This window comes from Streptomyces sp. NEAU-sy36 (genome assembly GCF_013423905.1).
GTDB lineage: Bacteria > Actinomycetota > Actinomycetes > Streptomycetales > Streptomycetaceae > Streptomyces > Streptomyces misionensis.
The window spans coordinates 3662771-3683110 of the sequence record NZ_CP058977.1 but is presented as its reverse complement, the minus strand read 5'-3'; the positions used below and the strand labels follow the sequence as shown (position 1 = coordinate 3683110).

Annotated in this window: 17 protein-coding genes and 1 pseudogene; 4 read left to right on the top strand and 14 right to left on the bottom strand. The window is 72.2% G+C overall.

The window, feature by feature from the left end; genetic code table 11:
* Positions 1-164 precede the first annotated feature (164 nt).
* The 9 genes from HZZ00_RS17010 to HZZ00_RS16970 form a co-directional block, all read right to left on the bottom strand.
* Positions 165-1181: an ABC transporter permease gene (locus tag HZZ00_RS17010; RefSeq protein ID WP_180332983.1), complete on the bottom strand. Its 1017-nt coding sequence runs from the start codon at positions 1179-1181 to the stop codon at positions 165-167.
* Positions 1178-2728 carry a sugar ABC transporter ATP-binding protein gene (locus tag HZZ00_RS17005; RefSeq protein ID WP_180332982.1) on the bottom strand — a complete coding sequence of 517 codons (1551 nt, stop codon included), beginning with the start codon at positions 2726-2728 and terminating at the stop codon, positions 1178-1180. Before HZZ00_RS17005 ends, HZZ00_RS17010 begins: the two co-directional genes overlap by 4 nt.
* Positions 2728-3930: a substrate-binding domain-containing protein gene (locus tag HZZ00_RS17000; protein WP_180332981.1), complete on the bottom strand. Its 1203-nt coding sequence runs from the start codon at positions 3928-3930 to the stop codon at positions 2728-2730. The genes HZZ00_RS17005 and HZZ00_RS17000 overlap by 1 nt, the downstream gene beginning before the upstream one ends.
* An 884-nt stretch (positions 3931-4814) precedes the next feature.
* Positions 4815-6320, bottom strand: a complete 1506-nt coding sequence (araA, locus tag HZZ00_RS16995; protein WP_180332980.1) for an L-arabinose isomerase — start codon at positions 6318-6320, stop codon at positions 4815-4817.
* 14 nt (positions 6321-6334) lie between these two features.
* Positions 6335-7039, bottom strand: coding sequence for an L-ribulose-5-phosphate 4-epimerase (locus HZZ00_RS16990; RefSeq protein WP_180332979.1), 705 nt, complete (start codon positions 7037-7039; stop codon positions 6335-6337).
* 79 nt (positions 7040-7118) lie between these two features.
* Positions 7119-8792 carry a ribulokinase gene (gene araB / locus HZZ00_RS16985; RefSeq protein WP_180332978.1) on the bottom strand — a complete coding sequence of 558 codons (1674 nt, stop codon included), beginning with the start codon at positions 8790-8792 and terminating at the stop codon, positions 7119-7121.
* Positions 8793-8912: 120 nt separating this feature from the next.
* On the bottom strand, positions 8913-9974 hold the full coding sequence (locus tag HZZ00_RS16980) for a LacI family DNA-binding transcriptional regulator (protein ID WP_180332977.1): 1062 nt from the start codon (positions 9972-9974) through the stop codon (positions 8913-8915).
* A gap of 699 nt (positions 9975-10673) precedes the next feature.
* Complete coding sequence (locus tag HZZ00_RS16975; protein WP_180332976.1) at positions 10674-11015, bottom strand: DUF5713 family protein; 342 nt, start codon at positions 11013-11015, stop codon at positions 10674-10676.
* 134 nt (positions 11016-11149) lie between these two features.
* Positions 11150-12106: an NADP-dependent oxidoreductase gene (locus HZZ00_RS16970; protein ID WP_257585839.1), complete on the bottom strand. Its 957-nt coding sequence runs from the start codon at positions 12104-12106 to the stop codon at positions 11150-11152.
* A gap of 77 nt (positions 12107-12183) precedes the next feature.
* Here HZZ00_RS16970 and HZZ00_RS16965 point away from each other — a divergent pair, with 77 nt between their 5' ends.
* Positions 12184-12582: a helix-turn-helix domain-containing protein gene (locus tag HZZ00_RS16965; RefSeq protein WP_180332975.1), complete on the top strand. Its 399-nt coding sequence runs from the start codon at positions 12184-12186 to the stop codon at positions 12580-12582.
* 77 nt (positions 12583-12659) lie between these two features.
* On the opposite strand, the gene HZZ00_RS16960 is transcribed toward HZZ00_RS16965, so the two are convergent.
* From HZZ00_RS16960 to HZZ00_RS16940, 5 genes are all read right to left on the bottom strand, one after another.
* Positions 12660-13679, bottom strand: a complete 1020-nt coding sequence (locus tag HZZ00_RS16960; protein WP_180332974.1) for a polyprenyl synthetase family protein — start codon at positions 13677-13679, stop codon at positions 12660-12662.
* Entirely contained in the window at positions 13676-14716 is a 1041-nt protein-coding gene (locus tag HZZ00_RS16955) for a lipopolysaccharide assembly protein LapB (protein WP_180332973.1), read from the bottom strand. Before HZZ00_RS16955 ends, HZZ00_RS16960 begins: the two co-directional genes overlap by 4 nt.
* Before the next feature lie 251 nt (positions 14717-14967).
* A complete protein-coding gene (gene coaD, locus HZZ00_RS16950) occupies positions 14968-15378 on the bottom strand; it encodes a pantetheine-phosphate adenylyltransferase (protein WP_180332972.1) in 411 nt (136 codons plus the stop codon).
* A gap of 165 nt (positions 15379-15543) precedes the next feature.
* Positions 15544-16464 carry a serine hydrolase gene (locus tag HZZ00_RS16945; RefSeq protein WP_180332971.1) on the bottom strand — a complete coding sequence of 307 codons (921 nt, stop codon included), beginning with the start codon at positions 16462-16464 and terminating at the stop codon, positions 15544-15546.
* 208 nt (positions 16465-16672) lie between these two features.
* Positions 16673-17263 (bottom strand): TetR/AcrR family transcriptional regulator, encoded by a 591-nt coding sequence (locus HZZ00_RS16940; RefSeq protein WP_180332970.1) that lies wholly within the window; start codon positions 17261-17263, stop codon positions 16673-16675.
* A 126-nt stretch (positions 17264-17389) separates the two neighbouring features.
* Between HZZ00_RS16940 and HZZ00_RS16935 the strand changes: the two genes are divergently transcribed.
* The 3 genes and pseudogenes from HZZ00_RS16935 to HZZ00_RS38395 form a co-directional block, all read left to right on the top strand.
* Positions 17390-18439 (top strand): zinc-binding alcohol dehydrogenase family protein, encoded by a 1050-nt coding sequence (locus HZZ00_RS16935; RefSeq protein ID WP_180332969.1) that lies wholly within the window; start codon positions 17390-17392, stop codon positions 18437-18439.
* A 587-nt stretch (positions 18440-19026) separates the two neighbouring features.
* Entirely contained in the window at positions 19027-19761 is a 735-nt protein-coding gene (locus tag HZZ00_RS16930) for a dienelactone hydrolase family protein (RefSeq protein WP_180332968.1), read from the top strand.
* A gap of 389 nt (positions 19762-20150) precedes the next feature.
* A pseudogene (locus HZZ00_RS38395) lies at positions 20151-20315 on the top strand (beta-ketoacyl-ACP synthase); the annotation flags it as partial.
* Between the last annotated feature and the right edge of the window lie 25 nt (positions 20316-20340).

Genomic DNA, 20340 nt, shown 5'->3' with positions numbered 1-20340 from the left:
CCGCCGGACGGCACGTTCTGGGGGTGAGGGAGGAGCGGTCGCGCATCTGCCGGACGCCGCCCGGGGCGCGGCCGGATACGTCTCGGCCGGGGCGGACCGGGCGCGGTGCGGGCAGAGGGGTGCCGGCGGCGGTGCCGCCCCGGGGCAGGATCCGGGGCGGCGGCTCAGCCGCGGCGGGCGATACTGCGGGCGCGCAGGCGGTCGGCGGTGATGGCCAGACCGAGCACGCAACCCAGCACGATATTGGTGTAGTTGGGGTTGATCTGAAGGGTCGTCAGACCGTTGTTGATGAGTTCCAGCAGGATGGTGCCCGCGACGATGCCGATGATCCGGCCCTGGCCGCCGACCAGGCTGACGCCGCCGATCACCGCCGCGGCGATCGCCGACAGCTCCCAGCCGACGCCGACTCCGCTGGCGGAACCGACCCCCATCCGGCCGAGCACGAGGATTCCGGCGAACGCCGACAGCAGGGAGCTGGTCACGTACATGGACACGATGCGCCGGTCGCCGCGGATGCCGGCCAGCCGGGCCGCCTCCGGGTTGCCGCCGACGGCGTAGACCTGCCGGCCGGCATAGGTGCGTTCCAGGAAGAACCAGGCGAGCACCGCGACGACCACGAACAGGATGAGCGGCAGCGGCACCTGCGCCACGTACATCTGGCCCAGGTCGCTGAACGTGCCGCCGATGCCGGTGATCGACGTGCCCGAGGTGATGGCCAGGGTGACGCCCTGCGCGACGGTGTAGGTCACCAGGGTCACCACGAACGGGGCCATCTTCAGCCGGGTGACGGCGAGTCCGTGGATCAGGCCGACGGCGCCGGCGATCAGCAGCGTCAGCAGGATCGCCACCACCGGGGGGAGCCCGGCCCGGACGTTGAACCAGGACATCAGGATGACGCTGGTGCCGAGCAGCGCGCCCACGGACAGGTCGATCCCGCCGGTGAGGATCACCAGCGACTCGCCGATCGCGATCAGCCCGTACTGCGCCAGGTCGAAGCCCATGCCCTGGAGGTTGACCGCGCCAGCGAAGGACGACTTGTCCAGCGCCAGCGCGACGAACACGACGACACAGGCGGCCACCACCCCGACCTCGGGTGTCTCCAGCAGCAGCCGGACGAGTGGCCGGCGCCTCTTGTCGTCGGCCACCTCCGAGGCCGGCACCGCGGCCGTACTGGTATTCATGTGCTCGCCTTCCCCTGGGTGGCCGCGCCGGGCGTCCCGGCCGCCGCCGTCATGATCACTTCCTTGCCGAACCGGTCGCGCGGTAGGTCGGCGACGATCCTGCCGTGGGCCATCACCACGATCCGGTGGCAGATCCACAGCAGTTCCTCGAGTTCCGAGGAGGCGACGAGGACGGCGAGGCCGTCCTGTGCGGCCTCGTCGATCAGGGCGTAGATCTCCGCCTTGGCGCCCACGTCCACGCCGCGGGTGGGTTCGTCGAGCAGCAGCAGCTTGGGCCGGGCTGCCAGCCAGCGCCCGAAGACCGCCTTCTGCTGGTTGCCGCCGGACAGGTCGGAGATCGGCTGCTCGTGGCTGTGCAGCCGCACTCCCAGGTCCTCGATGATGCGCGCCGCGTGCTCCTTGTCCGTGCGCGGCCGCAGCACTCCGCGCCGGCTGATCCGGCGCAGCGTGGCCAGGGTGACGTTCCACCGCACCGAGTGGGCCGGCAGCAGCGACTGCACCTTGCGGTCCTCGGGCACCAGCCCGACGCCCGCGGCGACGGCGTCGGCCGGATGGCCCGGTCTGAAGTCCGCGCCGTCGAGGACGACCTCGCCCGCGGTCCGCGGCTGGGCGCCCATGACGGTGTGCAGCAGCCGGCTGCGGCCGGATCCCATGAGACCGGCCACGCCCACGATCTCGCCGGCCCTTACGTCGAGGTCGACCGGGCCCAGGCCGTCCGCCGTCAGGCCGCGCACGGAGAGGACACGGGCCCGCTCGGCGGAGGAGGGCGGTGCGAGGTCGGCCCGGGCCAGCTCGCTGCCGACCATCTCCCGGATCATCCTCTCCTCGGTCGCCTCGTCCGGGGTGAGGTCGGCCACCAGCCGGCCGCCGCGCAGCACCACGATGCGGTCGGCGACGGCCCGTACCTCGTCCAGGCGGTGGCCGATGAACAGCACCGCTCCCCCGGCGGCGGCGTGCCGCCGGGCCAGGTCCAGTACGCGCTCGGCCTCGACCGGGCCGAGCGACGAGGTGGGCTCGTCGAGGATGAGCACCACCGGGTGGTGGCCCCACGCCTTGGCGATCTCGATCATCTGCCGCACCGGCACCGGGTACCGCTCCACCGGGCGGTCCACGTCCACCTGCTCGATGCCGACTTCGGCCAGCAGTGCCCGGGCCTCCGCCCGGGTCGCGGAGCGGTCGACGACGATCCGGCCGAGCGGTCCGCCGGCCGCTCGTGCCGGGCGGCGGCCGAGCAGCAGGTTCTCCGCGACGCTCAGCCGGCCCACGAGCGGGAACTCCTGGGCGACCAGCGCCACCCCGAGTTCGCGGGCGTGGTCGGGCCTGCCCGGGGCCAGCGGCCGACCGGCCACCTCGATGGTCCCGCTGCTGGGGGTGACGGTGCCGGACAGCACGCCCATCAGCGTGGACTTGCCGGCCCCGTTCTCCCCCACGACGGCGACGATCTGCCCGCGCGCCAGGTCCAGGCGGGGGATGTCCAGCACCTTCACCGGCCCGTACACCTTGGTGACCCCGCGCAGGGAGGCGGCGTTCTCGCTGCCGGCGGCCATCAGTCGATGCCCAACTGCTTCAGCTTGGCCTGGTAGTCCGCGAGGTTGGCCTGCGTCACCAGGCCCACCCCGGAGCTGAGCGTCGTCCCGTCCGACTCCAGGTAGGGCTGGACGATCTTCATCGTGGCGTCCTTGCCCAGCACCTTCAGGGCGGCCAGCAGGTACGCGCCGGTGTACCCCTGCTGGTACGGCTGCTGCAGCACGGTCGCCTGGATGACGCCGGACTGGATGAACTTGAGGGTCTGCGGGTCGCTGTCGTCCGAGATGATCTTCACCTTGCCGGTCTTCCCGGCCGCCTTCACCGCCTGTCCGGCGGACGGGCCGTCGTAGGAGTACACGCCGTACAGCCCGTTGACGTTCGGGTTGGTCTGGATGGCGGTCTGCGCGTTGGTCAGGGCCTTGGAGGCGTCCATTCCGTCGCTGAGCTTCTGCACCACCTTCACGCCGGACCCCTTGAGGGCGTCCTCGAATCCGGCGATCCGCTCCACCGCGTTGGAGGTGGTCAACGAGCCGACCAGCACGACCACTTGGCCCTTGCCGCCGAGCGCCTGCTTCATCGCCTCGCCGGCCTTCTGCCCGGCCTGGTAGTTGGGCGTGCCCAGGTAGAGGGCAGCACCGTCCTCCTTGGGCAGCGGCGAGTCGATCGCCAGCACCGGGATGCCGGCCTTGTTCGCCGAGCTGATCGGCGCCTTGATGGCGGTCGGGTCGATCGCGGACACGCTCAGTCCGGTGATCCCCTGGCCCCTGAGCGTCTGGATGATCGACAGCTGCTGGTCCAGCCGGCCGTTGGCCGGTGCCTGGTACGTGCCCTTGACACCGAGGGAGGACAGCCCCTTGTTGAATCCCACCTTGCCGGCGTTCCAGTAGTCCGTCGCGACGTTCACCACCATCGCCAGGTCCTGCTCGGAGAGGTCCTTGCCGGCGAGGGCGGCCTTGAGCGCGGCGTCCAGCTGGGCGAGTTTCGCGTCGTTGAACGTGATGTCGCCCTTGATCGCCGTCCCGGCCGAGGAATTCGACGAGCCCGACCCGGTGCCTGCCCCCGATCCCGAAGAGGAGCCGTCGCCGGCACCGTTCTTGCTGCACCCCCCGACGGCCAGCAACGCCACGGCGGCGACCCCGGCGACTCCCCAGCGCACCGGCCGCGTCGCCAGGCCCGCGCCTCGTCTCGTGCCCGACCGCCGGGCGGACCGCACACCACGCATGTTCGACATCCTCTGCAGAAGAGGCCTCGCGGCCTGTTAGCGCTCACATTCGGCCGACCGGAGCATGCCCGTGTCGGCCCCCGCCACGGCCGCCAGAACCTGCCGCCGACGTACGGGCACCACCGGAGCACGCCCTTCCCGGCCGCAGGCCGGACCGGACGGTTCTCTCCCAACAAGCCGCGCAGCCACGGCCGGAGCGGGAGGCAGACCTCTCCACACCGTCCGCCGGACGCCGCCATCGGCGTTGCGGTCCTGTCCGTGCTCCCTTGCTTGCCAGAGATTGTTAGCGCTCACCGGTACGGCGTCAAGGTGTTGCACAGAAGAAAAACGCCCCGACTCGGTCCGCCCGGCAGGGCGCCGCGAAGACCGCCGATTCGCCCTGGACACAAGGGTGTTGATCACTCAACGCGTAGTTGACTCCACGTCAGACGGGAACGGCGTGAAGGGTGCCTGACGGTTGGTCAGGCCATGCTCCAAGAGCCCTCCGCTCCATGCCCGCCGGCGTCCCGACAAGCGCCGTTCACTCCCTTGTCGACGGGCGCCGGCGACCGGCCGCACGCCCCGGGACCGGACCCTGGGGGCGCCCGGCCGGGTGTGCCGGAGCAGCGGCCGTCGCGGCTCCGGAAGGTGCGCGGACCAGGCGTACGAGCGAACGTCATAGCCTGGCCGTCACATGCGGACACCGTGTGTCCGCCCGGCACCGCGGTGCGGGGGCCGGTCCGCGGTGACGGCCCGTGGACCGTGCGCCGGGCGGCTCCGGAAAGCCACGCACGGCCCACGCCGACCGGTGCCACCCGTACTCGATCAGGCGGTCACCCGGGGCACGTTCGCCGCCCGGTGAGGCGGTCGCGCGACCGGCCTTCGGGCGAGGCCCCGGTAGCCGCTCACAGGCCCCCGGCGAGCCGGTAGTACGCCTGGTTCCAGCGGATCTCCTTGGCGAACTGCCGTATGCGGGTGGTCTCGTCTATGAGCAGCAGCTCCGTGCGGAGCATGTCCGCGAGGTCGGCCAGTTCCTCCGTGCCCACCGCCGAGGTCAGCACGGTGTGGTGCGGGCCGCCCGCGGTCAGCCAGGCCTCGGTCGCGGTCCCGAAGTCGGGCACCGGGCGCCAGACGGCCCTCGCCACCGGGAGGCGGGGCAGCGGCTCCGGCGGCGGCACGACGTCGATCCGGTTGGCCACCAGCCGGAACCGGTCGCCGACGTCGACCAGGCCGACCACCGCGGCCGGGCCGGGCTCGGCGTCGAAGACGAGCCGGACGGGGTCCTCGCGTCCGCCGATGCCGAGGGGGTGGATCTCGCAGCTGGGCTGTCCCGCGGCGATGCTGGGGCACACCTCCAGCATGTGGGCACCGAGGATGAGCTGCTCCCCGGGGACCAGGTGGTAGGTGTAGTCCTCCATGAACGAGGTGCCCCCTGGGCGGCCAGCACCGGCCGTCTTGAGGGCCGCCAGCAGCGCGGAGGTCTTCCAGTCGCCCTCGGCACCGAACCCGTACCCGTCGGCCATCAGCCGCTGCACCGCGATGCCCGGCAGCTGCCGAAGGCGGCCCAGGTCCTCGAAGTTGGTGGTGAAGGCCCCGAAGCCGCCGTCGGTGAGGAAGTCGCGCAGGCCCAGCTCGATGCGGGCGGCGTACCGCAGGGCGTCGTGCCGCCCGCCGCCGTCGGCCAGTTCGGGGGCCATCCGGTAGCTGTCGGCGTACTCCCCGACCAGGGCGTCGACGGCCGCGTCCGCCACCGAGTCGACGGCGTCGGCCAGATCGGCGACGCCGTAGGTGTTGACCGAGACGCCGAACCTCAGCTGCGCCTCGACCTTGTCGCCCTCGGTGACGGCGACGTCGCGCATGTTGTCCCCGAACCGGGCCAGCCGCAGCCGGCGCAGCGCGTCGTACCCGAGGGCGGCGCGCATCCAGGCGTGGACGCGGGGGGCGGTCGCCGGGTCGCAGACATGGCCCGCGACGGTCTTGCGGGCCACGCCCAGCCGCGACTGCACGTACCCGAACTCCCGGTCGCCGTGGGCGGCCTGGTTCAGGTTCATGAAGTCCATGTCGATGGTGGCCCACGGCAGTTCGGCGTCGGCCTGGGTGTGCAGGTGGAGCAGCGGCTTGCGGAGCATGTCGAGGCCGGAGATCCACATCTTGGCGGGCGAGAAGGTGTGCATCCAGGCGATGAGGCCGACGCAGGCCGGGTCGGCGTTGGCTTCCATGACGAGGGAGAGGATGGCCGCGGAGTCGGTGAGCACGGGCTTCCAGACGACGCGGACGGGGGCGCCGGGTACGGCGGCGAGCCGGTCGCTGACGGACCGGGACTGCTCGGCGACCTGGCGGAGGGTGTCCTCCCCGTAGAGCCCCTGGCTGCCGGTGACGAACCAGACCTCGGGGGCGGCGGGCGGTGTCATGGTCTGATGGCTCCTCACTGCCCGGATGTGCCGGGCTGGCCGTAGACGTTGCGGTACCGGTCGTGGAGCAGGTCGACGGCTTGCGGGTCGATGGGCAGCGGCCGGCCGAGCTGATGGGAGATGTGCACGCTGCGGGCGACGTCCTCGCACATCACGGCGGCCTTCACGGCGGCGCGGGGGCTCGCGCCGATGGTGAACGGCCCGTGGTTGCGCATCAGTACGGCGGGCGAGCGGTGCCCCTTCAGGGTCTCCACGATGCCACGGCCGATCGAGTCGTCGCCGATCATCGCGAAGGGGCCCACGGGGATCTCCGCGCCGAACTCGTCGGCCATGGCCGTCAGTACGCACGGCACCGGTTCACCGCGGGCCGCCCACGCGCAGGCGTACGTGGAGTGGGTGTGGACGACACCGTTGACCTCGGGCATGTGCCGGTAGACGTAGGCGTGCGCGGCAGTGTCGGAGGACGGCTGGAGTCCTCCGCCGTCGACCGCTCGCCCGTCCAGGTCGCAGACGACCATGGACTGCGGGGTCAGCCGCTCGTACGGGACGCCGCTGGGCTTGATGACGAACAGGTCCTGTCCGGGCACCCGCCCGGACACGTTCCCGCCGGTCCACACCACGAGGTTGTAGCGGACCAGTTCCTGATGGAGCTCGCTGAGCTCCTCGCGCAGCGCGGCGACCGCCGTGGCGGCGTCCGGGGACAGGGGCTCTGCGTTCATGACCATGGCGACCTCGGCGTTCTCGGGGAAGGAGGGGCGGAGGATGCGGGTGAGCGTTCACAACCAGCTCTGTGAGCGCTCACAATTTCGGGGAAGAGGACAGGGCGGCCGAGCGCAGCGCTCGCAGCCGGTGCATCACGTCGTTGCCGCCGCGCCCGAAGTGGTCGTGCAGCGCCCGGTACTCGGCGTACAGGCGGTCGTAGGCGGCGGCCCGGGCGGGGTCCGGGGTGTAGGCGTTCTCCTGGCGGCGGCCCATCGCGGCGGAGGCGGTGCGGATGTCGGGGTGGGCGCCGGCGGCTACGGCGGCGTGGATCGCGGCGCCCAGCGCCGGTCCCTGCACCGAGGCGAGCACATGGACGGGGCGGTTGAGCACATCGCTGTAGACCTGCATGAGGAAGTGGTTCTTCAGCAGCCCGCCGGCCGCCGTGAAGTCGGTCACCGGGACGCCCGCCGCCTCGAACGCGTCGACGATGGTGCGGGTGCCGAAGGCCGTGGCCTCGATCAGGGCCCGGTAGACGTCCTCGGGCCGGGTGTCGAGGGTCAGGCCCAGGATCAGCCCGGACAGGTGGTGGTCGACCAGCACCGAGCGGTTGCCGCTGTGCCAGTCCAGCGCCAGCAGACCGTGTCCGCCCACCGGTTGGGCGGCGGCGCGTTCCGTCAGCAGCTCGTGCACGCCGATCCCCCGCCGGCGGGCCTCGACCGCGTACTCCTCCGGCACGGCGCTGCGCACGGCCCAGGCCAGGATGTCGCCGACGCCGCTCTGCCCGGCCTCGTACCCCCACAGCCCCGGCACCACCCCGTCCCGCACCACCCCGCACATGCCCGGGACCTCGGCGAGGACGTCGGAGTTGAGGATGTGACAGGTGGAGGTGCCCATGATGGCGAGCATCCGGCCCGGGTCGAGGGCCTGGGCGGCGGCGCTGGTGACGTGTGCGTCGACGTTCCCCGCGGCCACGACCGTGCCCTCGCGCAGTCCGGTGAGTGCGGCGGCCCGGGCGGTGAGCCTGCCGGCGGGAGCGCCGAGCGGGGTCAGCGGGTGTTCCAGCTTGGCGGTGAAGCCGGTGAATCCGGGGTGCAGCCCGGCCAGGAACGCCTCGTCCGGGTAGTGGCCGTCCTGGCGGACGCCCTTGTAGCCGGCGGTGCACGGGTTGCGGCTCTCGGCACCGGTGAGCTGCCACACGATCCAGTCGGCCGCCTCGATCCAGCGGTCGGCGGCGGCGTAGACGTCCGGGTCCTCGCGCAGCACTTGCAGCGCCTTGGCGTACTGCCACTCGCTGGAGATCTTGCCGCCGTAGCGGGCCAGCCACGGCTGCCCGGTCCGCTGCGCGTGCTCGACGATGAGGTCGGCCTCCGGCTGGGCGGCGTGGTGCCGCCACAGCTTGGGGTACGCGTGGGGTCGGTGCTCGTACTCCGGCAGCTCGCACAGCGGGGTGCCGTCCCAGGTGGCGGGAAGCACCGTGCAGGCGGTGAAGTCGGTGGCGACGCCCACGACCTGATCGGGCGTCACCCCGGCGTCGGCGAGCGCTCGCGGTACGGCGAGACGCAGCACGTCACGCCAGTCCTGGGGCATCTGGAGCGCCCAGTCGGGCGGCAGCGGGACCCCTCGGGGCAGCTCCCGGTCGACCACGCCATGGGCGTACTCGTGCACCGCGCTGCCCAGTTCCGCGCCGTCCTCGACGGCCACGACCAGGGCGCGCCCGGAGAGCGTGCCGAAGTCGATGCCAAGGGTGACCGCGGGCGGATCGGTGGTCAAGGTCTCCTCCAATCGTGGCCGGCGCGGCCGGGCGGCCGCGTCGGACGCCCGCTTTCCGCCCCGCGGATGCGGTGCGTCCACCGGGCGGGTCGCAGGGTGCCGAAGGGGCGTGGAGCGCCGTCAGGAGGGGGTGCTGCTGCCGCGGACGATCAGCCGCGGCTCGATCACCACGCGTTCGGCGTCGCCCTGGGTGGTGCCGGACTCCAGCCGGCTGACCAGCAGCCGGATGCTCGCCTTGCCGAGCGCGGCGAAGTCCTGCCGGACGGTGGTCAGCGGCGGGGTGAAGAACTCGGCCTCGGGGATGTCGTCGAACCCGGCGATGGCGACCTGGCCGGGGACCGACAGGCCGGCCTCGCGCAGGGCCCGCAGCACCCCCAGTGCCATCTGGTCGTTGGCGACGAAGACGGCGGTCACCTCCGGGGAGCCGCGGCCGGCCGCTCCCGCGGTCACCCGGCCGGCCAGCTCCTGCCCGGCCCGGTAGCCCGACAACGGGGTCCAGTCGCCCTGGATCGGCGGCGGTACGACGGCGCCGGCCTCCTCCAGCACCGAGCGCCAGCCCTTGGCCCGTTCCTCCGCCTCCAGCCAGCTCGGCGGGCCCGCGACGTGCCAGACCGTGCGGTGGCCGGCGGCCAGCAGATGGCTCGTGGCCATCCGCGCCCCGAGCCACTGGTCCACGGAGACCACCGGGATCGGCAGGCTGTGCCCGCCCTCCACCGTCACCACCGGGAAGGGCAGCCGCAGTTCTGCCAGCGCGGTGACCGCCTCGCGGTGCGGGACTATCACCACGATGCCCTCCACCCCCCAGTCGCTGAGGTGGTCGATCGCCTCCCTGAGGGCGGCGGCCGAGTAGCGGCGCAAGGTGACCGCCGAGACCATGTACCCCTCGTCGCGCGCGGCCTCCTCCAGACCGAACAGCGTGCTGGACGGACCGAAGAGCGTCGGATTGCAGGCCACCACGCCCAGGGTGAGCGTGCGCCGGGTGACCAGCGCCCGAGCCGAGGAGTTCCGCCGGTACCCCAGCTGCCCGATCGCCCTGAGCACGTCCGCCCGGGTCGACTCGCGCACATTGGGATGGTTGCTCAGCACCCGCGACACCGTCTGGTGCGACACACCCGCGAGTTGCGCGACGTCCGCCATGGTGGGTGCCCTGCGGGGGCCGGTGCTGCCAACGGTCTGCGACATGAGGCTCCGATCCGTGATGGGCATCATTGTTAGCGCTCACAGGTGAGGGCGTCAAGGGACGTGAAGCCGCATACGTGGGCCCCAACTCGGCTTGTTTGGCGGACAGTCGAGCGATCGGAGTGGACCGCCCGGCGGCCGGTCGCATATCACCCCCTTTGCCGGCTCTCCCGGGGCAGCCCGCCCGGCGCACGGGCGCGCCGGGCACGCGCTCGGCACGTCCGCCGACCGGTCGTCACGGCAGGTGCGTCGGGCGGTTGTCGACTCGGCGCGCTCTGCGCACCCTTGAAACCGACGCGCAGGCAGCCGCAAGGCCGAGCCGCGGGCGGCGGTGGCCCGGTGTGGCCCGCATCGGTCGGGGCCGGCCGCGAACCCGGAACCGGGACAAGGGCCGCGCCGACAAGGCGTGCGGCTCCCATGAGAACCGCGCCTACCTGCGCGGACGCGGCATCAACTGCACCATCCCGGAGAAGGCAGAGCAGGTCCGTAGCCGCATGAAGCTCGGCTCTCGCGGCGGCCGTCCGCCGAAGTTCGGCAAGGAAGGTCACGAGCGTCACACAGTGGAATGCGGCATCAACGCCTCAAGCGCCACCGCGCGGTGGCCACGAGATACGACAAGATCGCCGTCCGCTACGAGGCGACCGTTCTCACAGCAGCCCTCGACGAATGGCTCCAATCGGCAGAGGGCCTTCCAGTCGTCGCTCACCAATCCCGAGTGGCGATCAGTTCCTCTACATCCGCGTCCGTGAACCCGTATGCCGACGCGACGAACCAGAAGTCCTCAGCGATCACCTCGCGCGCGACGGTCTCGATCTCACTCCCGGCTGCTTCGAACTCCGCCTCCAGACGGTTGAATTCCTCCGTTGCGGCCTGGGCCAGCGCATACAGGTCCCCCAGATCCGACGGCTGCTCAGCCTCAATCCGCTCGCACAGCCGCAACAGGATCGCCCTGCCCCGGTCGACGACGTGATCGGGGAAGTACGAGTCCGCATACATCTGCCGCAGCAACGCGTGCCCTGCCACCTGCTGGTTTGTGATCGGCATCCTGCTTCCCCATCCCTAGGAGTACTAACGTGCCGATCATGCACGACCCCACTGACAACGACGCGGCCCGCGTACGCCTGGCCGCTCGTGACCAGCCCACCGCCGAAGGTGGTGGCGTCTGTCGCGGCTCCGGGTCAGGCAGTATCAAAAGGGGCCAGGACCAGTCGGCCGCGTGTTCCGCCCGCCGCAAGCCGATCGTGTGCTTCGGCCGCGTTTTCGAGCGGGAGTACGTCGGCAACCCGGAGCGTCAGGTCCATGGCAGCGAGTTCGGCCAAGGCGGCTCCGTCGGCGCTGATCCACTGCTGGTGAACCTGGATGCCCCGCAGCGGGAGCGGGGCCGAGCCTCCCACCACGGTCACATAGGCACCTCTCGTGCGGACGGCGGCCAGAGCGCGGATTCCGAGTCCCGCCGTGTCAAGCGCGCCGTCGACGCCGCCCGGTACCAAGCGGCGGACTTCGGCAGCGAGGTCGGACGAATCACGGCCGACGACCCACTCCGCGCCCAGACTTCGAGCACGCTCTTCGTCGGCTGTACCGGCCTGGGCGACGATGCGCAGGCCTCGTCGAGCCGCGAGTTCGACGGCGAATCCACCCACCGCCCCGCCGGCCCCCGTCACCAGCACGACGTCGCCCTCTGTGAGACCGAGCAGGTCGAGGGACTGCGCGGCCGTGAGGCCGTTCAACGGCAGCGTGGCCGCGGCAGCGGCAGAGACACCGGCCGGCGCGGGGGCGGCGGCCGTGGCGTCAAGGATCAGGTACTCGGCGTAGGCGCCCACCGATACGTCGAGCAGATCGCGCAGCCCGATCACCCGTTGTCCCAGCGCGAACTCGGTGACACCGCTTCCGAGCCGCTCGATCACGCCTGCCACGTCCCACCCCATGCCCGTGTACTCGCGGGCCGCCATCAGCCCGGCTTGGACAAGGGCTCCGGAACGAGTCGCAAGGTCCACCGGGTTGACCGTGGCAGCCTCGACGCGCACGCGCACCTGCCCCGGACCGGGATCCGGCAGTGGAACCGTCACCACTTCCAGCACCTCGGATCCGCCGTAGCCGCGGGCTACCACCGCGCGCATCTTGTCTGCGTAAGTCATGCTGCACACGATAAGGAGCGCTACTCTCCAAAGGGGAGTAGGCACTTCGAGGTGCCTACGGCACCGGAAGGAGAGCCATGCCCACCCGCACCGCTGCGCAGCGCCGGGAAGTGGCGAGCAGCGCCTACGACGCCTACCTCGCCGAATGCCCCGCCCGGCAGCTGCTGGACCGCATCGCCGACAAGTGGGTGAGCCTCGCCGTAAACGCCCTCTCCGACGGGCCGCTGAGGTACAGCGCCCTGCAACGCAGGTTGGCCAGCGTGAGCCAGAAAATGCTCACGCAGACCCTGCGCCGCCTGGAGCGGGACGGACTGGTGGCGCGGACCGTGATCCCTGCGGTCCCAGCCCGCGTCGAGTACGAACTGACCCCTCTCGGCCGCTCACTCCTGCCAGTCATGCGCTCGATCAAGGACTGGGCGGAGGAGCACATGGACGAGGTGCGCACCGCTCGTGCCGACTACGACTCCCAGAACTGACGCCGGCCAAGGCGAGCGGCAGCCGTGCGGCAGCGATCGGTTCCGGGTCTGCGAACACTTGCCACGTCAACGGCGCTTCACAACCGACGGCCGACCAGGAAATCCAGCACCGTGAGCAGATCCCCCGCGGCCCCGGCGGCCAGTGGGGCCCCCGACAGGAGGGCACGGGCGGTGGACGTGTGCGCCCGGGCCTCGGCCAGTGCCGCCGTACGGCCGCCGGCCGCCTCGATCAGTTCGGCGGCCTCCTCGGCGCGCCCCGGCGTGTCCAGCAGTTCGGGCAGGGCACGGCCCGCCGGGGTGTCCAGGGCGGCCAGCACGGGGTAGGTCTTCTTGCGCTCCCGTAGATCGCCGCCCGTGGGCTTGCCCGTGACGGCGGGGTCGCCCCAGATTCCGAGTACGTCGTCGACCAGTTGGAAGGCGACGCCGAGGTGCCGTCCGGCGCGGTCCAGTGCGCCGGTGGTGTCCTCGTCCGCGCCGCCGAGCACGGCGCCCAGGGCGGCGGCACAACCCAGCAGGGCACCGGTCTTGGCTTCCGCCATCGACCGGTACTCCTCGACGGTCACCCGGTCCGGGCCGGTGCACGGCCGGCCGGTGAAGAGCAGGTCGTCGGCCTGCCCGCGCATCAGATCGGCGAGGGCCGCCGAGAGCAGCCGTACGGCACCGGCGCCCTGCGGTACGGCGGCGAGGGTCTCCACGGCCAGCGCGAACAGGGCGTCGCCGGCCAGCACCGCCGGGCCGGTGCCGTATGCCTTCCACACGGCCGGGCGGCGGCGCCGGGTCGCGTCGCCGTCCATGATGTCGTCGTGCAGCAGCGAGAAGGTGTGGACCAGTTCGACCGCGACGGCCGCCGGAATCCCGGCTCGCTCGTCGGCACCCGCCGCTCGCGCGCCGAGCACCGCCAGCGTTTGCCGTACGCCCTTGCCGCCGGGTGCGGTGGCGGGCGCGCCGCCCACCTCGCACCAGCCGAAGGAGTACGCGGCCATCTCCCCCAGCCAGGGGTGCAGCCGACCCACCGCCCGGCGCAGCGCCGGTCGCGCCAAACCGGCGCAGTGGGCGAGGAGTTCGGGCGCGGCGGGCGGGGCCTTGAGCGCGGTCACCGTACGACCTCCGCGTCGAGCCCGAACTCTTCCTGGGCGCGGCTCACCAGCCGTTGCACGTGCTTGAGGCCACTGCCCCGCAACGAGGCCGCGAGGCTGGCCAGTTCGGCCGCCGTCTCGTCGCGGCTCCGGCCGAGCCGTGCCAGCGACTTGGCGAGGCCCAGCCGGGCGAGCGCCTCGCCCCGCGGCTCGTTCATCGCGCGGAACTCCGACAGTGCCAGTTCGTACATCCGGCGCGCCTCCTCGTAACGCTCGGCCCGGTACAGGACGTTGCCGCGCATCTTGTGGTTGTAGGCCAGCGCGCTGGACAGGTTCATCGCGCGGCAGCCGGCCTCCGCCCGCGACAGCAGTTCCAGCGCTCGTTCGGTGTCCTTGTCGCGCACCGAGAGGATGTCCGCGAGACCGCGCAGCGCCCACGCGTGCCCGCGCCGGTCCTCGGCGCGCTCGGCTATCTCCGCCGCCTCCTCGAACAGCGTGTACGCCCGGTCGAAGTCCCCGGTGTTGCGGTGCATCTGGGCGATGCCCTCCAGGGCCCACACCGTGTGCCGGGCCTCGCCGCGCCTGCGGGCCTCGGCCAGCAGTTGCTCGTGCAGCCGGCCGACCGCCTCGTAGTCGCCCTGGATGCGGCCGGTCTCCGCGAGTCCGGCCAGCGAATAGCCCCGGCAGACGACGTCCCCGGCCCGCTCGCCGAGTTCGGCCGCGAGTCCGAGGAGCCGCCAGGCCAGCGGGAACGCGCCGCGCTGCCGGGCGAGGGTGCCGCCGCTCCACAGCGCCCAGGCCATCGCCGCGCCGTCGCCGGCCTCCCGAGCGGTGCGGTAGCTCGCCTTCCAGGCCCGGTCGGCCTCCTCCACGTTTCCGAGCCGCCGGTACGCCTCGGCGACGGCGAGCCCGCAGCGGGCGGCCTCGGCCGGCTGCCCCGACCGTTCGGCCTCGCGCAGCTTCTCGATGCCTTCCGCCAGCACGTCCGTCAGCGAGGAGTTCACGGAGAGGGTGGTCAGGGCGCCCTGGTACTCGGGAGCGAAAGCCTTGCCGTACATGCATGCCTTTCTATAAACGCCATGTATACACGTCGTGTATAGCGCGCCGTAAAGGTGCCCCGGCCGAGAGGACCGGGGCGTGTCGGTCTGTTGTCGATCAAGACGCGGGTTCGGCGACGGGGGTTGCCCGAGCGATGTGGATCATGATGTGAAGGTTTCGTGGCGCCGGCCCGTCGCCGCTTTGCGGGACCACGGTGTCGCCGCCGCTCGCGGGCGTCGACGGCGCGACCGAACCCCGGCGGTAAGCCGCTTTACCGTTGGCCCATCGCGGTGACAAGGGTGGAGGAGACGTGGGCCAGGGCGGGATCCGCGGCGATGAAGAACGTTTCCACTCCGGCCAGTTCGCGGTTCATCCGGGCCATCGGCATCTCGTAGTCCAGGTCGGCGGCGCCCCGGACTCCGCGGATGACGACGTCGATGCCGGCTCGGCGGCAGTAGTCGATCAGCAGGCCGCCGGTGTGGGAGTCGACCGTGACGTTGCTCAAGTCCCGCGCTGCCGCGCGGAGTCGGTCCAGGCGTTCCGTGACCGGGTGGCGGCCGGTCTTGTTCGGGTTGGACATCACGCACACGACGACCTCGTCGAACAGGAGGGCCGCGCGCCGGAGTATGTCCTCGTGCCCCTGGGTGACCGGGTCGAAGGATCCTGGGAAGAGGGCTCGCATGATCGGAGACAGTAACAAGCGGCCGCCCCGGCATGAAGCGCGAGGGCGGCCAAACCGCCGAGACCGGACGGCAGTTGCCCCCGGCAAGGTGGGCGCCGTCGGCGCCCGGAGCCACGATGACGCTCCCGCCGAACACACACCGCTCCGGATACGGTACCGCGCCCCTCACGCGGATCGAGGGGCCCGGCCCGTACGCAGGTGGTCCAGGGCCACCCGGGCCGCTGTGCCGAGGACGTCTTCGCGGGTGGGTTCCCCGGGCGTCAGCGACCGGGTGAGGACGGCGATCGCGTACCGCCGCCCGTCGGGAAAGGCGACCACGCCGACGTCGTTGCTGGCCCCACCCGGTACGGTCCCCGACTTGGACGCGACCAGCACTTCCGGCCCGAAACCGGCGGCGATCTTCCGGGTGAGCCGCTGCTGCCCCATCGTCCGGCGGAGTTGGGCGCACGCCTCGGCGGGTCCGGCCTCGTCCCGCCAGACGGCGCGGAGCAGGGCGGCCAGGTCGTCGGCGGTCGCACTGCTGATCCGTCCCGGCCGCATCCCCGGCGACGCGAGCACCCGCCGCCATATCGCCTCGCCCTCCTCGGGTGTCGCGGCGTCCCGGATCATGCCGGTCATCGCGCCCCAGTCGGCGAACCCGGCGTCGCGGGCTGCGGTGTCGAACTCGTGCTGGATGGTGCCCGGCAGATGGAAGCCGGTGAGGCCGAGCCGGGTGAGGCGCGCCCTGATCCGTTCGATGCCGACCCGGCGGATCAGCACGTCGGCCGCGGTGTTGTCACTGATGGTCAGCATCAGCCGGGCCACGTCCCGCAGGGAGATCTCCACCGGGTCCTCGGTGATGCAGAGCCCCTGGCCGCCCAGCGTCGCCTCGGCCGGCGAGACCACCACTCGTTCGGCGGGGTCCAGTTCCCCCTCCGCCGCCTGGCAGAAGAACTCCAGGCCGACGGCGACTTTGAACGTGGAGGCCGCCACCGCGGGCTCTCCCCCGGCCACCGACAGCCGCCCCGGACCGTCGACCTCCAGCGCGCACAGGCTTCCCCGGCAGCCGCCGGCCGCGAACACCTCGTCGATCGTCTCTTCGATCATCCGCCCACAGTGGTATCCGGCGACCGCACCGGGCAGAGGTGTTCACCGTGAGCGTGTCCGCTGTCGGCGTGACGGGCCGTCGGACGGAGGACCTGCGCGGCCGGGATGGCCGACGACGAGCGCGTGCGCCCCGGAGGCCGCCGCAACGCGGCCGGGCCCTCCGGGCCGGGCGCCGTTCCCGCTGAGCGGGCCGGCATCCGTGGTGGCGCTACCCGGCCGACGCGCCTTTGAGGAAGAGCCTGATCGCGTCGTCGACGAGCGCCTCGCCCTGGGGCGTCGTGATGCGCCGTGACGTGACGAGCGCCGCGATGCCCTGAACGGTCGCGGACAGCAGCAGGGTCAGCCGGCCGACGTCGTCCGCGTCGTACGCGCCCGCTTCCACACCCGCGTTCATGATGTCGGTCATGGTGCCGAACAGGCGCTCCGCCGCACCGCGGACGGCCTCCGAGGGCTCGCCGACCTTCGTCGCGAACATGAGGTCGAGCAGTGCCGGGTCCCGCTCGGCGAACGCCAGATACTCGGAGGCCGCCGCGTGAAGGGCCCGTGCATGGTCTTCGGGCTCACGCGAAGCGGCCTCGCGGATCCGGTCCGCGAGTCGGATGAAGCCTCGTTCGGCCAATGCGTCGAGGAGGGCGCCCCGATCGATGAAGTGACTCCGGGGGGCTCCATGGCTGACGCCCGCCTCGCGTGCCAGCTCGCGGAGCGACAGCGCATCGATCCCACGCTCCCGAAGCACCACTTCCGCCTGTTCGAGCAGCACGGTGCGGAGGTTGCCGTGATGGAAGGGCCGATGAGACATGCCGTCATCCTATCCGGAAATAGGCATTGACTACTTTCTAGACACTGCCTACTCTCGTGCCGCGCAGGAGGGGGCGCGTGGCTGAGGCCCCGACCCGGCGATCGGACAAGGGAGAGGGGCCCGGAGATGACCCGTCAGAACACCGCGCTGTGGTTGCCGAAGCGAGGCGCGCGCTTCGAGGTGGGGCCCGCCCCCTACACGCCCCCGGCGACGAACGAGGTCGTCGTCCGTGTGCGGGCGGTCGCAGTGAATCCCGTCGACGGCATACCGGGCTTCCTGTACCGGTTCGCCCTGCCCTGGCTGACCTTCCCGGCCGTCGTGGGCTCGGACGTCGCGGGCGAGGTCGTCGAGACCGGTCCGGGCGTGACGGGGCTGCGGCCGGGCGACCGCGTCCTCGGGCACGCGTTCGGCGTCGAGAAGTCGCAGAACCGCGCGGCCGAGGGCGCCTTCCAGCACTACGTCGTACTCATGCGGCACATGGTCTGCCCCATCCCCGACTCCCTGTCCTTCGCTCAGGCGGCCGTCGTCCCGCTGGCCGTCTCGACCGCCGCGACCGGCCTGTTCCAGCACGACCACCTCGGGCTGGCGCTGCCCTGTGCCGCCCCCGCCGAGCGGGCGGAGACGGTGCTCGTCTGGGGCGGCTCGACGAGTGTCGGAAGCAACGCGATCCAGCTCGCCCGCAACGCGGGTTACCAGGTCGTGGCCACCGCGTCACCGCACAACTTCGACTACCTCCGGTCGCTGGGAGCGGCCGAGGCCGTCGACCGCGGCAGCCTCACCGCCGTCGAGGAGATCGTGGAACGCATCGGCGACAGGCCGCTCGCGGGCACACTCGCCATCGGGTCCAAGTCGCTCGCCAAGACGATCGCGATCGCGGCCCGCACGGCGGGCGGCAGACGGATCGCCTCGGCGCAGCCCGCGCTGTTCACCCACGTCGCCGGGCGACGGGCGCCGCGCCAGGGCGTGCGGGTGAGCAGCATCTGGGGCGGCACCCTGAAGGACAACGAGGTCGGACCGGCGATCTACGGCGACTTCCTCCCGGCCGCCCTCGCCACCGGCACCTACCGGGCCGCGCCGGACGCCACCGTCGTCGGCCACGGGCTCGCGCACATCCCCGACGCGCTGCGCCGGCTGCGTGCCGGCGTCTCGGCGCAGAAACTCGTCGTCACCCTCTGATGCGAGCCGCGCCCGGCGCGGCGGAGCCGGCCGCGGGACCCGCGGGATCGCCGACCGACCGCCGACGGCTCGCCGGCAAAACGGTGGGCGGCTCGACGGCCTCCCCGCCGCCGGCAGCCGTGCCGTCGCGGTGCCTCCGTCTGGCCCGGCGCCCGGCAACCGGCTGCCTCCGGCCGGCGAAGCAGCGAACTCCAGGCCTGCGAGCGGTCGGTCACCCCGCCTCCCAGTGCCACCTACACAGGACGCTCCAGCATGCCTGGGACGCTACCGCCCCCGCGAAAGGGCCGGCAGGCGGGAGTGGCCCGGTCGCGGTCGGCGAGGCGGCCCGGCCCGGCTCGCCGGAAGCCCCGGGCCGGCCGTCCAGCACCCGAGGGCTGGCAGCGGTCCCGTCCGATGGGCTACGTTGTGCGACCATGACGACCGGGACGGCATCGCGCCACACACGGATCGGTGACCCGGTGCTCTCCTGAGCGCCGTACGGGCCGTCGTCGGCCCTCTCCTGGACCGAGCATCTCGCGCCGCCGCGCGGGCTCCGCCTCCGTCGTGTTGATCACAAGCTCGGCACATCAACCACGACAGGAGAATTCATGCCCGGCAAGACCTTGCAGATACCCACCGCGGACGGCCAGGCCGACGCGTTCGTCGCCTTCCCCGACGGCGGCGGGCGGCACCCGGGGGTGCTGATGTACGCCGACGGCTTCGGCATCCGGCCCGTGCTTCGGGAGATGGCCCGCGAACTGGCCGGACAGGGCTACTACGTGGTCGTCCCCAACCTCTTCTACCGGCACGGTCCGGCCCCGCTGACCGAGCTCCCCGAGTACATCGGCGAAGAAGCCCGACCCTCGCTCATCGCGCAGGTGATGCCCATGATCCAGGCGCACACCACGGAACGCGTACTGAGCGACGCCGACGCCTATCTCACGTTCCTCTCCGCTCAGCCCGAGGTCGGCGCCGGACCGGTCGCGGTGACCGGCTACTGCATCGGAGGCCTCCTGGCGACGCGCACCGCCGCGGCCCACCCCGGCCGGGTGGCGGCCCTCGCCGCGTTCCACGCCCCGGTGGGGGCCGCCGGACCGGACAGCCTCGCCAAGCTCACCGCCGAGGTCCACTTCGGCCACGCCGAAGGCGACGTGACGCCCGAATCCCTCGGCGAGCTCAACGAGTCCCTGGAGGCGGCGGGTGTCGGCTACACCTCCGAGATCTATCCGGGCACCGTCCACGGCTTCACCATGGCCGACACCGACGCGTTCGACCCGATCGCACTGCGGCTGCACTGGGACCGTCTGCTACCCCTTCTCGCCCGAACCCTGCCGCAGAGCTGAGGCGTCGGCCCGGACGGCCCGCCACCGGGGCGCGAGCGCACCTTGGGCGGCGCGCGAGGCATCGCCATACGACTTGTAGGAACGGTCTGGTTCCCGTACCGATGACGACGGCACATCGTTTCGGTTCGACCTGTGGCGCCCCGGCGTTCTGCCAGGCTTCGCGCGCACTGAGGACGGCGATCTGCTCGCCGCGGTCCAGCTTCCTGGCCTCGGCCCTCGGCAGCAGCGAGGCGGAGTCCACCGCGAGGCCAACCGCGACGTGCACGGGCAACGCGCGGAGTTCGCCCGGGCCCGCGGAGCACGCGCGTACGGCACGCTGGCCGGCGGTGCCGTGACGTCGAGCGCGAACCACATCACGGCCTCCGACGCGGAAGGCCCAGGCTTTCGCCATCGGACTGGCCCTGCGCGACGCCGACTTGCCCCCGGCGGACATCGGGGTCGTGCACGCCCACGCCACCTCGACGGAGTCCGGTGACCTGGCGGAGGCCGAGGCGATCGGTCGGGTGGTCGGCGGCCACGCCGCTGTGGCGGCGACGAAGTCGATGACCGGGCACATGATGGGCGCGTCCGGAACAGTCG